This is a genomic window from Trichocoleus desertorum AS-A10, from assembly GCF_039962155.1.
In the GTDB taxonomy this organism is placed as follows: domain Bacteria; phylum Cyanobacteriota; class Cyanobacteriia; order FACHB-46; family FACHB-46; genus Trichocoleus.
The window spans coordinates 1-13,044 of sequence record NZ_JAMPKN010000069.1; the positions used below are offsets into that span (position 1 = coordinate 1).

The 13,044-nt window shown below is 49.8% G+C and carries 15 protein-coding genes; 1 reads left to right on the forward strand and 14 read right to left on the reverse strand.

Translation table 11 applies throughout. The annotated features are described in order from the left end of the window. The 10 genes from NDA01_RS29275 to NDA01_RS29315 all read right to left on the reverse strand — a co-directional run bounded on the left by NDA01_RS29275 (position 1) and on the right by NDA01_RS29315 (position 7,856). Positions 1-1,248: an alpha-amylase family protein gene (locus NDA01_RS29275; RefSeq protein WP_431193568.1), complete on the reverse strand. Its 1,248-nt coding sequence runs from the start codon at positions 1,246-1,248 to the stop codon at positions 1-3. Positions 1,249-1,259: 11 nt separating this feature from the next. Continuing rightward, positions 1,260-1,640: a sensory rhodopsin transducer gene (locus NDA01_RS29280; protein ID WP_348230782.1), complete on the reverse strand. Its 381-nt coding sequence runs from the start codon at positions 1,638-1,640 to the stop codon at positions 1,260-1,262. A 34-nt stretch (positions 1,641-1,674) separates the two neighbouring features. Further along, complete coding sequence (locus NDA01_RS29285; RefSeq protein WP_348230783.1) at positions 1,675-2,568, reverse strand: HAD family hydrolase; 894 nt, start codon at positions 2,566-2,568, stop codon at positions 1,675-1,677. Between the two features lie 96 nt (positions 2,569-2,664). Further along, the gene (locus NDA01_RS29290) at positions 2,665-4,068 is read right to left on the reverse strand and encodes an Nramp family divalent metal transporter (protein WP_348230784.1); all 1,404 of its coding nucleotides are present in this window, start codon (positions 4,066-4,068) and stop codon (positions 2,665-2,667) included. 24 nt (positions 4,069-4,092) lie between these two features. Continuing rightward, on the reverse strand, positions 4,093-4,488 hold the full coding sequence (locus NDA01_RS29295; protein ID WP_348230785.1) for a DUF5110 domain-containing protein: 396 nt from the start codon (positions 4,486-4,488) through the stop codon (positions 4,093-4,095). 21 nt (positions 4,489-4,509) lie between these two features. After that, the gene (locus tag NDA01_RS32135) at positions 4,510-4,608 is read right to left on the reverse strand and encodes a hypothetical protein (protein WP_431193570.1); all 99 of its coding nucleotides are present in this window, start codon (positions 4,606-4,608) and stop codon (positions 4,510-4,512) included. 270 nt (positions 4,609-4,878) lie between these two features. Further along, on the reverse strand, positions 4,879-5,640 hold the full coding sequence (locus NDA01_RS29300; RefSeq protein ID WP_348230786.1) for an SDR family oxidoreductase: 762 nt from the start codon (positions 5,638-5,640) through the stop codon (positions 4,879-4,881). A 30-nt stretch (positions 5,641-5,670) separates the two neighbouring features. Continuing rightward, positions 5,671-6,648, reverse strand: a complete 978-nt coding sequence (locus NDA01_RS29305; RefSeq protein ID WP_431193569.1) for an alpha/beta hydrolase — start codon at positions 6,646-6,648, stop codon at positions 5,671-5,673. A gap of 181 nt (positions 6,649-6,829) precedes the next feature. Beyond that, a complete protein-coding gene (locus tag NDA01_RS29310) occupies positions 6,830-7,369 on the reverse strand; it encodes a cyclophilin-like fold protein (protein WP_348230788.1) in 540 nt (179 codons plus the stop codon). Then, positions 7,353-7,856, reverse strand: a complete 504-nt coding sequence (locus NDA01_RS29315) for a (R)-mandelonitrile lyase (RefSeq protein ID WP_348230789.1) — start codon at positions 7,854-7,856, stop codon at positions 7,353-7,355. Before NDA01_RS29315 ends, NDA01_RS29310 begins: the two co-directional genes overlap by 17 nt. Positions 7,857-8,217: 361 nt before the next feature. On the opposite strand from NDA01_RS29315, the gene NDA01_RS29320 reads away from it, so the two are divergent. Next, a complete protein-coding gene (locus tag NDA01_RS29320; protein ID WP_348230790.1) occupies positions 8,218-9,201 on the forward strand; it encodes an AraC family transcriptional regulator in 984 nt (327 codons plus the stop codon). 382 nt (positions 9,202-9,583) lie between these two features. Here NDA01_RS29320 and NDA01_RS29325 read toward each other — a convergent pair whose 3' ends face one another. The 4 genes from NDA01_RS29325 to NDA01_RS29340 form a co-directional block, all read right to left on the reverse strand. Next, positions 9,584-9,787: a hypothetical protein gene (locus NDA01_RS29325; RefSeq protein ID WP_348230791.1), complete on the reverse strand. Its 204-nt coding sequence runs from the start codon at positions 9,785-9,787 to the stop codon at positions 9,584-9,586. Between the two features lie 10 nt (positions 9,788-9,797). Continuing rightward, positions 9,798-10,046 (reverse strand): hypothetical protein, encoded by a 249-nt coding sequence (locus NDA01_RS29330; protein ID WP_348230792.1) that lies wholly within the window; start codon positions 10,044-10,046, stop codon positions 9,798-9,800. Between the two features lie 133 nt (positions 10,047-10,179). Next, a complete protein-coding gene (locus NDA01_RS29335) occupies positions 10,180-11,883 on the reverse strand; it encodes a protein adenylyltransferase SelO (protein WP_348230793.1) in 1,704 nt (567 codons plus the stop codon). A gap of 389 nt (positions 11,884-12,272) precedes the next feature. After that, the gene (locus tag NDA01_RS29340; protein WP_348230794.1) at positions 12,273-12,839 is read right to left on the reverse strand and encodes a tyrosine-type recombinase/integrase; all 567 of its coding nucleotides are present in this window, start codon (positions 12,837-12,839) and stop codon (positions 12,273-12,275) included. Positions 12,840-13,044: the final 205 nt, after the last annotated feature.

The window sequence follows — 13,044 nt, forward strand, 5'->3', positions numbered from 1 at the left end:
TCAAACAACCCCCGTTCTTTCAACGGTTCTGGCCCTCTTGGGTTTCTCAGATGTCAGTACAATAGCGGCATTGCTAAAGCTTGAACAGCTTTTCGTCAAAATGAGAATTGCTGTGCCGATCTCATCGCCATAGCGTAATAAGGGGGTACCTGGTAAGCTAAACATCAAGCTATAAGTGAGTTCGATGCGACGGCGATTGCCCTTGAACATAGGCGGCAAGCGGCGGCGAATTCCCCGTCCAAAGATCTGCATATTCTCTTCAGGAGCAAAAGCATCAAAGATCTCTTGCATCTCTGAGTTACTCAAGCGATCGAGCGTTAGCTCATCATGATGACGGACAAAATTTAACCACTGACACTGAGCAGGAATTTCTGGTAAGGTTTTTAGCCCATAGCATAGCGGTTCGGCTGCTTGACGAGCCAGTGCCAAGAACATGTACTGGTTCAGCAAAAAGTTGAATAGGAGATGGATGCGATTTCCCTGACCAAAATAAGTAGGAATTTCTTCTGCGGGCACATTCGCCTCTGCTAGCAGTACTGCATCTCCTTGGCGCGAACTCAGAAACCCTCGCATCTCATCAAAAAAGTTCTGCAAGTTCTCCTGATCAGCTTCCGGAACACCAATGCCATTGATTAAGAAGGAAGCTGCATCAATCCGGAAGCCAGACACGCCTAGTTCTAGCCAAAAGCCCATGATTTTGCAGATCTCTTCTCGAACCGCTTGGTTAGTAATATTCAGGTCGGGCTGATGTTTGTAGAAGTGGTGCAGATAGTAGGCATCTGCCTGCTCATCGTAGTCCCACAAGCTATCCTCTACGGTGGGAAAGGCAATCAAACTCGGATCATCTTCGGGGGGATTCTTGGACCAAACGTAGTAATCCCGGTAACGAGAATTTGGGTTAGCACGGGATTGCTGAAACCAAGGATGTTGATCAGATGTGTGATTGATGACAAGATCGATCAGCACTCGTATCCCTCGCTCTCGTGCTAGGTGCATGAACTCGACGAAATCACCCAATGTGCCTAAACGAGGATCGATATTGTAGTAATCTGTAACGTCATAACCATTGTCCCGGTTAGGCGAGGGATAAAATGGCAGGAGCCACAAGCAAGTAACTCCTAACCCAGCTAGGTAGTTCAGTTGGTGTGTAAGTCCAATAAAATCGCCTATACCATCGCCATTGCCATCCATGAATGTTTCCACATCTAACGAGTAGATGATGGTATCTTTATACCAAACGCTTTTCATTGATCCGATTCCTAATCACTACTGGCATAAGCAATCGTACTTAATAAAGCATTCTCCGCTTGGCGGGAATCTAGACGAGTGTGCTGAACCACGATCGGCACATCCGATTCAATCACACTGGCGTAATCTGTATCACGGGGAATCGGCTCAGGATCAGACAAGTCATTGAACCGTAAATGCTTTGTCCGACGAGCCGGAACAGTGGCACGATAGGGTCCTAAAGGTTCGCGATCGCTGAAATAAATCCTGATCTCGACATGGGCATCCTGATCCGAGGTATTCAGTAGACAGGCTGTTTCATGGCTGGTAAATTGCGGTTCGGGTCCATTGCTATAGGCAGGAATGTACCCTTCGGCGATCGCCCAATGGGTGTGTCCAATTGGTTGACTCATTGTTTTGCTACCTCCTGACGTTACGGTGCTTTGTTTATTCTCCAACGCTTAACTGACGTAAGGTAATCTGTTTGCATAAGCTCTCAACTGCTAGAGTGAGCAATCGCATTAATTCTGAATCTTCACGATAATCGGCTTCAGCCAAGTTGGTGACTCGCTGACTCTCACTCACTTGAATCTGTTGATCCCAGGTCTGGGCTTCTTTATAAACACCGATCGTAATCCCGCCTTTATCATTCAAGACTGAAAAACAAGGGATATCCGATGCTCCGTCTCCGATATAGATTATTTGTGACAAGGGAATGTGCAATTGATCTTCTGAAACATCTCGGTAGGCAAACGAGCGCCCATTTCCATCCACCTGATTTTGACCACTGGCAATCTGCATCAAATAGCGAGTCTTTTCTGTATGGCTGATGCTGCGCTTCAGGAACTCAATTTCACCCGTTTGGCTATAGTGAAATTCGCATCCCCAAATTTGAGTAAAGTAAGGGGCAATGCAGGTGTGGCGAACCACCTCCCCAAATCCACCCGTGATGATGTAAAACTCTAGTTCAATTTGGGGATTGAGATCCTGTACGTGCTGATGCAGGCGATCGAACATCTCCGTAACACTATCAAAAGGCTGGAGCTGTTGACCAAACTGAATCAAATAATCTTTGGTGATTTTGTGCTCGATCTCTGGATACTGTTTGGATGCTTGAATTAAACAGTAAAATCTAGCTGCCACATGATCCCAGCCTGCGTCCTTCAAGGGTTCATATTGCTGCTGGCGAAATTCATCGACGTTTAAACCTAAAGTTTTCACTAGCTCATCGAAAGTATCCGGGGCCAGCGTGCCGTCAAAGTCAAACACAATTCCAATGCGGTTACAGACAGGCTTAGTCGCTTGGGGTTTGGTGAGATGAGTCTCTTGTCTTTGTGGCATCACTATTCTCTCGGCTCTACTTTCTGAGTTTGCTCTAGCTGCTTTGATGCTTTAAACAGCGCTGTTCACAGCAGCTTATCCACTTCGTTCCTGGCTCTACACTCCACCTGAGCCGACCAGGCCAGTGAGCTGTAATAAATAAGTCACTGCAAATCCAGCAAAAAATAGTCCTGCTAAAGTCGTAGCCCAGAAGCTGAGCGGATCAGGCTGTAGCTTCTTCGGTAGCATCTGGTGGTTGAGATATAAAGTCAGCCCAGTGACGACTGGGATATGCGAGGCTTCAATGGCTCCAGCGGTTTGAAGTAACCCCACAGGTTTGCCAAAAAGCAGATACCCACCAATGGGGAGTACTGCCAGCAAGGTGGCAATGTAGAACTTGCGTAGGAATTTTTCGTTGGTCCAGCGACCACCCCGAACCCCAAACCCTTGCAGCAAAATCTGGGTGCCATCGGCAAACATCCGTCCGAACCCATCTTGCACAGACATGGTAGTACTGCAAAAGGTGATAAAGACGATCGCGACCATAAACCAGAAGCCAAAAGGCCCCCAAAGATCTCCTAAGAGGCTCCCCAAGGTTTCTGCAATCTGATTTTCTCTGGGTACTAAGCCCTGGGGACGCAACAGTTCTGCTCCCAAAATTAGAAACGATAGGGCTGCCAATAAGGCTCCTACGACAGCGAGGGTATTGGAGAAGGTCATCAGACTGAGCCATCCCTGTAACCGCTGTCGTTGATCGCGATCGAGCTGCTTAAAGTCAATCGGTTCTTCGCGCTTGTTAGTAGCAGCACCGTAACCTCTAGCACCAATCCAGTAGGAGTACCACATAATTCCAGCGGCCCCCGCTAGCATGAACCCCAACCAAGGTAGGATTTCTTGATACTGGACATCTTGAGGAATTTGAGGAACTAACCCGCCTGAAAGTTGTTTCAGGTTGGGGAAGACAAAAACGGCAGCAGCCACCACGGCTATGGTGCGCCCGATGCCGATATAGGATGAAGCTTTTTCGACGCCATCGTATTGCCCCAGAAAGACGATCGCGGCTGTCACCACAATGATGATTACTGTCCAAGGTTGGGCGGTACCTCCGGTCATAAAAATTAGTGCGGTTCCAGCGGCTCCTGCCATACCCGCCACCGTAGCGATCGCCACCACAAACTGAGGCACCAAAATCAACCAGATGGCCCAGTTCTTGGGTCCAGGTAGCCGCTTAAAGCCTTCTAGAATTGTGACCCCGGTGCAAACGGTAAACCTGCCAACTTCACGGTTGATAAACCATTTTAGGACTACTGCCGCTAGGAGTGCCCACAATAGCGTATAGCCATAGAGCGCTGCAATTCGGGGAGTGAACAGTAACTCACCAGAGCCAGCGGCAGATAGCATCCAGAGGAAGCTAGGCCCTAACCATTTCAGCCAATCTCGTCCTTGAGGCGGTTTAGGAACTTGCGGCTGTGGCTCATCGGTAGATTGAGTGATAGTTTGTATGTGTTGCTCACCGTTCATTTGACTCTTTGCTCCTATGGGGATTTAGCTCAGCGCAGGCTCAAGCTCAGCTCGCTTAATTTCAATACAGTTGTTATTAAAGGAAAGGGGCTGTCCATCCATGTAGACCTGCCCTAACGTCAGACCATGCACCTGCAACCGTATTCCTTTATAGGGAAAGGCATAGTCTCCCTCTTGCTGCCAAGTCAATTCCAGATGGTTTGGTTGTGGCTTTAGGCAAAAGTGGTTGCTCCGCCACTCTCTGTAGCCATCCCCAGCGTCACTATAGATACGGCCCTCGCAGTATCCTGATGCTGAAGGATAGAGGTGTAAAATCAACTGATGGTTTTCTTGTGTGGGTATAATGCTGCCTACCTTGACCGAAAGTGGCAGTTCTTCTAAGGGTGCTGTGAGTTGAATAGAGCGATCGCCCGTATGCAATCTATCCTGCTCAAATTCATATCACTCTCCCTGAGGCAGCTTGACAGTACAAGAATTCGCACCTTGCTGCACAATGGGGCACACTAACAAAACATCGTCCAAAAGAAACGCATCCTCAATGCTTCAAAACTCCGCGTCTTCTGGAGCGACTCACCAAAGCGGACGGACTAAAGGAGAGCAATGTTGATGGGCTTCTCAAGCAAGAGTATAAAAATAGGGTTCTAGACGTTGACGCAATTGCAAAAAATTACGTAAAGTTTGATGAAACGCATCTCTAGTGCTGCCTGCTTAGCGAAATTCATAGCACTTATATACAGGTGCTGTGGTCACTTGCTCAATATAGAGTTGGATGGGCCGGGCAGTATTACCATTCAACCCATCCTCTAATCACTACACCGTTTGACCGCCATCAACGACTAGGGCGTGCCCAACAGCGAAGGAAGATGCATCTGAACATAGCCAGACGACGGCATTGGCAATTTCTTCGGGTTGACCCATCCTGCCAATTGGTTCCTGCGAGATCACTCGTTCTCGTCCTTCGGAAGTGCCGCCGCTGAAGCGATCCATCATTGGGGTGTCGATGATTCCGGGACACACAGCGTTGATGCGAATGTTCTGCGCGGCGTAGTCGAGTGCGGCTGCCCTGGTCAGTCCGACCACGCCGTGCTTTGCAGCCACGTAAGCAGCTTGACCTTTGAAGCCTTTGACTCCAGCACCTGAAGAGGTATTCACGATCGCACCGCCCCCTTGTTCAAGCATCAGCGGAATTTCGTACTTCAGGCACAGAAACACACCGCGCAGGTTAATGTTGACGATGCGATCCCAATCTGCCTCATCCAGTTCAGCAGTCGCCGCTATCTTCTGTTCCACGCCAGCGTTGTTGAAGGCAAAGTCCAACCGCCCGAAGGTTTCGATAGTTTTGTCCAGAGCCGCTTTCACGTCCTCGGCTCGCGTTACGTCACATCTAACAGCAAGCACCCGTCCGCCGAGGTCTTCGATCATGCGGGTCGTTTCCTGATTGCCCTGTTCTGAGATGTCAGCGACCACCACATGAGCGCCGTCGCGTGCAAACGCTAGCGCTGTAGCTCGACCAATGCCGTTTGCGGCTCCGGTGACAAAGGCTACCTTGCTTGTAAAGTTCTGATTGTTCATGGGATTTTTTACCTTGTTTCTTGCTTCACCCTATTTCAGATGTTGGGTGAAAAAGGATGTGAGCTTGTCAAAGGGGATCAAGTTCACCCGGTCGTACAAATCGACGTGTCCCGCATTCGGCACCCAAACGATCTCCTTCGGTTCGACCGCGCGGTTGTAGGCGTCCTCGCTGAACTCCCGGGAGTGGGCGTCGGTACCGGCGATAAAAAGCAGGGGACGATCGATCTCCTCGATCCGTTCAAGCGGGTAATAGTTCATGAACCGTACAACGCTGGCCATCGTCGGCTTCGTCGTCCGCGCCGGAGACGAGCCTTCTGGTGTGAATTCACCCCGAGGAGTCCGGTAGAAGTCGAAGAACTCGCGCTGGACCGGGTCGGTGCTCGCCGTCAGTTCGTTCGTCGTTCCACCCACGTAAGTAGTCTCGCCGCCCGTGAACTCCACGTAACGCTGCTCCGCCGCCGCCACGATCATCTGCTGCCTTTGCTCGACGGTCACCGACTTTCTGAGCCCGTTGCGAGCCGCCGCGCCCATGTCGTACATGCTCACCGTCGCGACGACCTTAATGCGGGGGTCGATCTTGGCGGCGCTGATGACGAAGCTACCGCTGCCGCAGATTCCGAGGCCGCCGATCCGCTCCCGATCGACGAAGGGCCGGGTGCCCAGGAAGTCCACCGCCGCGCTGAAGTCCTCGGCATAAATCTCTGGCGCGACGAGGTTTCGCGGATTCCCTTCGCTTTCGCCCCAGAACGACAGGTCGATGGCTAAGGTGACGAATCCCTGTTCAGCCAGTTTTTGGGCATACAGATTTGAGCTCTGTTCTTTGACTGCGCCCATTGGGTGCCCGACAATGATTGCTGGATTCTTAACGTTCTGATTTAAGGTTTTGGGAATGAAGAGATTCCCGACAACCTGCATGTCGTATTGGTTTTTGAACGTAACTCTCTGCATCGTCACCTGGTCGCTCTTGTAGAAGTTGTCCGCCCCCTCGACCACAGCAGACTGCTGCACGGGTGCTTGGGCGGTCCCACTCGAGACGTTTGTTTTGTCGAGTGCAAATGCTGCTGTTGTGCAGATTGCACTCATCAAAAGGGTTGGGATTAGAGCGCGGTGTTTCATTGGGTTCTTCATAGGTGTAGATGGACTTATCTAGAGGGTTAGCTTCGGTTCGACTCGTTACGCACTGACGTTTCTATTGAATTCGCTTGATTGTCACGTCTACAGAACCAGGCACATTCAATGCCTCGATGCCACTATCTATTTTTCCGAGAATCACGAGTCCGTTTGAGTATTCAAAATCTCGGTAATAGATCGCCAAATTTCCCCAGGGAGCGTAATACGCAATATCTCCAACAGACGGGTCACTGCCTGGGGGCGCATCTTCTGTCGATAATCTTCTGGGTAGATTGCTGACTTTTTCGGTACTCGCGTGGTCTTCTAACATCAGCGTTAAAGGCAGCAGGGAAACAAAATCCTGAGTTGTTTTGCTGTCAATCAACGTGGCTGTAACAACTTGGTCTTCGAGCGTGATGTTAATCTTCATACTGTTTGCCCGCTCGGTTGATATTTCAGTTGGTATCGTTGACGGGGTGCTGATGGTCATACTGTTGTCGGCACGACAGGCTGAATAGCTCAGTGACATCGTTAGGGCGAGAACCAAAATCAGCATTCTTTTCTGACAATTTTTCCCTTGATAGGAAACCATCTCAAAGGCATTAAGATCTTCCTTCATACTGCTCGTCGCTGACCTGTTCCATCCAGTCCACAACCTTGCCGTCGAGTTGTTCGTGAATGGCGATATGGGTCATGGCTGTAGTTGCCGTAGCTCCGTGCCAGTGTTTTACACTTGGCGGAATCCAGACAACATCACCAGGTCTGATCTCCTGAATTTGACCGCCCCATTGCTGCACCCAGCCAGACCCAGCCGTCACGATGAGGGTTTGCCCCAGGGGATGGGTGTGCCACGCTGTGCGCGCACCAGGCTTGAAGGTGACACGTGCGCCAGAGGCGCGTGATGGATCGTGCACCGGAAACAGAGGATTGATGCGGACAGACCCCGTGAAAGAGTCGGTAGATCCTTCAGTGGAAGACTGCGAACCATTCCGAGTGATTTCTACGGTTGGGGGGCGATCGCCAGATGAGGCTTGAGTATGGCCTACCTGCGCAAACCCTAAAGTTAATAGGGGAAATGCCATGACCGGGAGCGTGAGCCGTTTCATTTTTTATTCCTCTATGTTTTTGCTTCGTCATGCAAAGCTTTCCCACAGCGACCCATGCCTGCCGTGGATTTGATGATGCTTCTCGTGCAATCGCAAGAAGCGCTTAACTAAATAAACCTGAGTGTTCTCTTGAAGAGAAATCCAGACGCTTACAAGCAGCCGGAATCACGTTTCATTGCTTTAACCTCATTCTAGGAAGCCTCGAAGGCAAGCAATAGGACGATTGTCTAGGATGGTTGTACAATCCTGCAAACTTGCACCCGCTTCAATTCAAGTCACGCTAGATTTTTTACAGGCTTAGCTGTCAAACCCTTGTCTTTACCTTGATGTGTCCATAAATCTATTTGAACAGGCACAAGAAATGAATGCTGCAAGAACGAGTGAAAAGTCTAGTAGAGCGTTGATGAATGACCCTCAGGCAAAGCGTGAGGTAGAACGAGCGCAAGCCAACCGAGAGGAACTCACGGAGCGAATGGCCCAAGCGATTCGTACTGATGGAGCGATCGAGCCGCTGAAAGGATTGCACTTTTACCGTGCCTCTTCCCCTTCGGAATGCTTTCATAGTGTCTCGATTCCTGCCTTTTGTGTGATTGCTCAAGGCAGCAAAGAAGTCCTTCTGGGCAGCGATCGCTATCAGTACGACCCCATGCATTATTTGCTGGGGACGGTCGAGCTGCCGATTGCCAGCCGAATTCTAGAAGCAACCCAGGAAAAGCCGTACCTGGGTCTCCGTCTCGATCTCGACCCTGCCCTCGTTGGCTCAGCCATGGTTGAGGCAGGCTATCCCTCAGCCCAAAGGAGTGCTAGTGTCAAAGCGATCGATGTCAGTCCACTAGATGCAAATCTGTTAGACGCGGTGGTTCGGCTTGTCAGGCTGCTCGATTCTTCGGCTGAAGCGTCTGTGCTTGCACCCCTGATTAAGAGGGAGATTATCTACCGATTGTTGATGGGAGAGCAAGGAAATCGGCTGCGTCAGATTGCCGTACTGGGTGGCTACACCCACCACATTGCCAGAGCCGTTGATCGTCTGCGGAAGGACTTTAACCAACCGCTGCGGATTGAAGACATCGCCCGAGAGCTTGGCATGAGTATCTCAGGCTTTCACCATCACTTCAAGTCGGTTACTGCTATGAGTCCGTTGCAGTTTCAGAAACAACTGCGACTCCAAGAGGCTCGCCGTCTGATGCTGGGGCAAAACCTGGATGCTAGCAGTGCTGCCTACCACGTGGGATATGATGATGCCTCGCACTTCAACCGGGAGTATAAGCGGCTCTTTGGTACGCCACCGATGCGCGATGTGGAACGGCTGCGAGAAGCAGCTAGGGAGATTGTTAATTCAATCTGATCTCCTCGAGACGTTCTAATCGTGCCAAAAATCATTACAACATGGTGGAGATAGCTCTGTGTAACGCACCCCATGCTGAATGTTTCTGTGCCCTAGATGGTGCTAATCGAGCATGTATCATGCCCATCATTGATGAGCTTGTAACCGCACCCATGTTGATAAGACAGCAAAATCATTGTGGCATCGCGATATTCATAGAACCCAAGGCGCAACAACATTACCGAAAATGACTCATTTCGGCATTGTAGAAATTGCAATCGCTTGCAGGCACAACCGTTGAGGCATACTACAAACAATATGCCCTTGTTTGTTTTCGGCAATGTTCCTCGCAAACCCAGAAATCAAAAGTTCGCGGTGATGTGAAACTGCTCCACCACTATCCCTAGCGATCGCTCCTCTTATTCAAACATTCTTGAAATAGGCGAACAATGGCTACGGCTTCAGCTTCAGAGGCATTGGCGATCGCGTTTTGTAGTAGTGCTTGGGCCTCAACTAGTGTTTCCCTCGCTTCTGGGTCTTCGTACAGTTGAATGAGTTCAGCTAGTCGAGCCAGCATACCAGCACACTCTTCTCTACCCGTTGTCATAGGCGATCGCTCACACTGTTGCTAGCAATGCCTCTACCTTACTGATGCGCTGCTGTAATTTCTCAATTTCCTTACCTAACGCTTTGATACGCTTACCCCGAGCGATCGCCGCTTCGTACTCTGCCACCTCAAATGCTTTGAGATACCTGGATTTCTTACCGTCAAAGATAGGGTTACGGCTTCTAACTTGCCAGTAGAGATTCTCAGTCCTGGCAGGGCCACCAGCAGCACTGTGGGCAACCCAACAATCAACCAGCACCTCACCTTGGGGTTGAGCCGAGATACGTGAAATTTTTTATTATATCGGACTCAAACTCATTGCAAACCTGGCTTTCAGCAGTTGCTCAAGAACAAAGCTGCTCGTATTGAATAGTTGCTTGTCACGCAGCTATTCAAGATGAACAGCTATAGTGCGACACGCCACCCGTATTAAAAAACGCCTTAGGTCTTAGACGATAGTATTTATCTTCTACGTCTTGTGATTGCTCATCATATGGATAGCTAAGGACTTCTTGCAACTCTTTAACTAAAGTATAGTCACCTTGCATGGCTTGTTGGTAGGCAGGGGCAATCAACCACTCTCGCCATGTGTATTTTGGGTTCGTCTGTTTCATCTTTGTTGATATCTCAGCCAAATTGCCGTCGTTAATGACGAGGTCGCGCCAGCTTTTTAGCCAAGATTGCCATTGTTCATCGAGTTGTGGTGAAGTTTTAACGTAGAAGCTTTTTTCCAATGCTGAGATATCATCTGGTATATGGGATAACTCGCGGAAGAAAATGGTGTAATCTACCTCTGAGCCAGTCATTAACTGCATTAATTCTTCAAATAGCTTTGGGTGATATTCAGTCAAGCCAAGTTTGTCCGCCCACATTTTTTGGATTTGTTTTTGCATGGCTTCTGAAAAGTCGCGGCCTACTTGGTCGAACTGTTCTAATGCTTCAGCATCTTCTGTAAGTAGCAGTCTCACTGCTTTCCAAAACATGTAATAATTTGCTTCTGCTGCAATGGGCTGATTGAAGAATGAAAAGTGCTCGCCGCCACCAGTCCAAGGTTGAAACCAAGGGTCAAATTTTTCACAAAATCCAAAGGGTCCATAGTCTAGGGTAAAGCCTCCAGCAGCGCAGTTGTCACTGTTAAAATTACCCTGGCAATAACCAACACGTAGCCAATTAGCCACCAGTGAAGTGAGACGCTGGCGAAATAGCTTAGCCAACTCAACTAATTGATCGGCAAAACCAAGGCTTTGATTAATGTCGCTTTTGTACTCTCGCTCAATTAAGTGCGACACGATCATGCTCAACTCTTCTAATGCTTTTGGATGAGCATTGCTGCGAGTGCGGCGGGCAAATAACTCTAGCTGACCAACGCGCAAAAAGGAGGGTGCAACGCGAGTTGAAATGGCCACAGGATTGTCCACCAAAACATCAGGGTCAATCGAGTAGGAGTCTTGAGAATACCAAGGCCGGGTAACAGTCTCAGATTTAGAAACGTACAGTGTCAAAGAGCGCGATGTTGGCACACCTAACGCTTGCATATAGTCTTGCGCTAGAAACTCACGCACACTTGATCGGAGGACAGCGCGCCCGTCGGCACCCCGGCAATAAGGCGTTGGGCCACCCCCTTTCAATTGCATTTCCCAGCGCTGTCCATTGATGATTCCTTCAAATACAGATATCGCTCGACCATCGCCATAACCATTACCCGTACCAAATGGACATTGTTGGGTATATTCGGTGCCATAAATCGACAGGGCATAACCCGTCGCCCAGCCCACTTGACGCATCGGCTCATGGGTAGCAGAGAGATCACCAGAAAATACACGGCGAAATTTTTCATTAAGCGCCAGTCCATCGCTCAACCCAAGTTCCTTAAAAAAAGTGCGGCTATGAGCTACATATTCTGGGTCTGCAAGCGGCGTGGGTGTCACAGGTACGAAATGACCAGAAAAAACCTGGCGGGCCCGGTGATCATCACCATCTCCAGTGGCATCAGGATCGGCATTTAAGGTATCCATCAGAGAATAATCCGCCAATTGCACAAACTCATCGAAGGTCGTTACACAAGGCTCAGCAGAGGGTTTAGAGGGATATGGCATTGTTGCTAGCGCCGATATTGTCGGGAAGGATTCATGTTTAATTGAGGACTTTGCAGAGGCTAACATATTAAATGTGAAGCTTTCCAGACTAGCCCGACTTATTAGTGGAGGTGATTGAAGCAGACCACCTTGAATTCCTTGGGTACCACCGGAGGAATCTGCTCATCTGAGCTTCAGCGCTACAAACAACCGAATAGCTGCCTGCCCAGCAAACAGTCAATGCTTTCATTTCGGTCGCCACAAACCCTATCCAGCAAAGCTTTGATGCCTATATGATAAATTTTTACACGTATCTCGGATCGATGCCATATAGCAAAATTAATGATCCTAGAGCCTGCTGGACAGCGATCCTCGATTAGGTTGAACTTAAATATCTAGATTTCAATAGATCAAAAACTGAGAGCCGCGATCGCCCCCTCCAGTTGCAGCTCCGATACTTCCAGATACCGCTGGAGTGCCTGTAAGCTGCGGTGGCCTGAGATTTCCTGAATCACCCGCAGCGGCACCCCCGCACTACTCATCCGGGTTAGAGCCGTCCGTCTAAAACTGTGGGTACTGACTCCCACCAGCCCCAGGCGATCGCACATCTCCCGCAGAATCTCATCGGCTGACTTGGGGTTGATGTGCCCGCGCCCGTGCCGTCCGGGGAAGAGGTACTGCTTGCCCGCCCCGGCGCGGTACGTCTCCAGGTATTCCTTGAGAACCGAATTGACCGGAATCTGGCGCGTCTCGTGCTTCCCTTTCGTGTTGGCCTTGGGGAGCGTCATCTTAGTTCTGACCCCCGCTGCGTCGTAAGCATCGGTCGTGAGCATCGAGCAAGCTTCACTGATGCGGCATCCAGTGTAAAGGCAGATGCCAAAGAGGGCACGATCGCGATCGCCTTCCAATGCCTCAAACAATTTTGCAATTTCGTCGGATGTTAAAACTTTGGCTTGGCCATGTCCATCTACCTTCATCTCACCAACCTCATTCTTGGTCTTTAGACTAAAGCGGCTCCTCGACGGTTATGGCAACAGGGACCGTTCCGTCCGCCCGGTCCGTTACAGTGCGTGGTTATCCCGCACTGGCTTCCGCGCGCCCCGACCAGTAATTTGCGATCGCCTGATCAATCTCGTCGCGTTGAAACTCGTCGGTCTCGCGCTTCAGCTCCAAATAGCTCAC

What these genes read in the sequence shown, in the direction of transcription:
- NDA01_RS29325 (WP_348230791.1), bottom strand. Translation starts at nt 9,787, where the DNA reads ATGACAACGGGTAGAGAAGAGTGTGCTGGTATGCTGGCTCGACTAGCT.
- NDA01_RS29335 (WP_348230793.1), bottom strand. Translation starts at nt 11,883, where the DNA reads ATGCCATATCCCTCTAAACCCTCTGCTGAGCCTTGTGTAACGACCTTC.
- NDA01_RS29300 (WP_348230786.1), bottom strand. Translation starts at nt 5,640, where the DNA reads ATGAACAATCAGAACTTTACAAGCAAGGTAGCCTTTGTCACCGGAGCC.
- NDA01_RS29275 (WP_431193568.1), bottom strand. Translation starts at nt 1,248, where the DNA reads ATGAAAAGCGTTTGGTATAAAGATACCATCATCTACTCGTTAGATGTG.
- NDA01_RS29285 (WP_348230783.1), bottom strand. Translation starts at nt 2,568, where the DNA reads ATGCCACAAAGACAAGAGACTCATCTCACCAAACCCCAAGCGACTAAG.
- NDA01_RS29320 (WP_348230790.1), top strand. Translation starts at nt 8,218, where the DNA reads ATGAATGCTGCAAGAACGAGTGAAAAGTCTAGTAGAGCGTTGATGAAT.
- NDA01_RS29310 (WP_348230788.1), bottom strand. Translation starts at nt 7,369, where the DNA reads ATGAAGGAAGATCTTAATGCCTTTGAGATGGTTTCCTATCAAGGGAAA.
- NDA01_RS29290 (WP_348230784.1), bottom strand. Translation starts at nt 4,068, where the DNA reads ATGAACGGTGAGCAACACATACAAACTATCACTCAATCTACCGATGAG.
- NDA01_RS29280 (WP_348230782.1), bottom strand. Translation starts at nt 1,640, where the DNA reads ATGAGTCAACCAATTGGACACACCCATTGGGCGATCGCCGAAGGGTAC.
- NDA01_RS29340 (WP_348230794.1), bottom strand. Translation starts at nt 12,839, where the DNA reads ATGAAGGTAGATGGACATGGCCAAGCCAAAGTTTTAACATCCGACGAA.
- NDA01_RS29315 (WP_348230789.1), bottom strand. Translation starts at nt 7,856, where the DNA reads ATGAAACGGCTCACGCTCCCGGTCATGGCATTTCCCCTATTAACTTTA.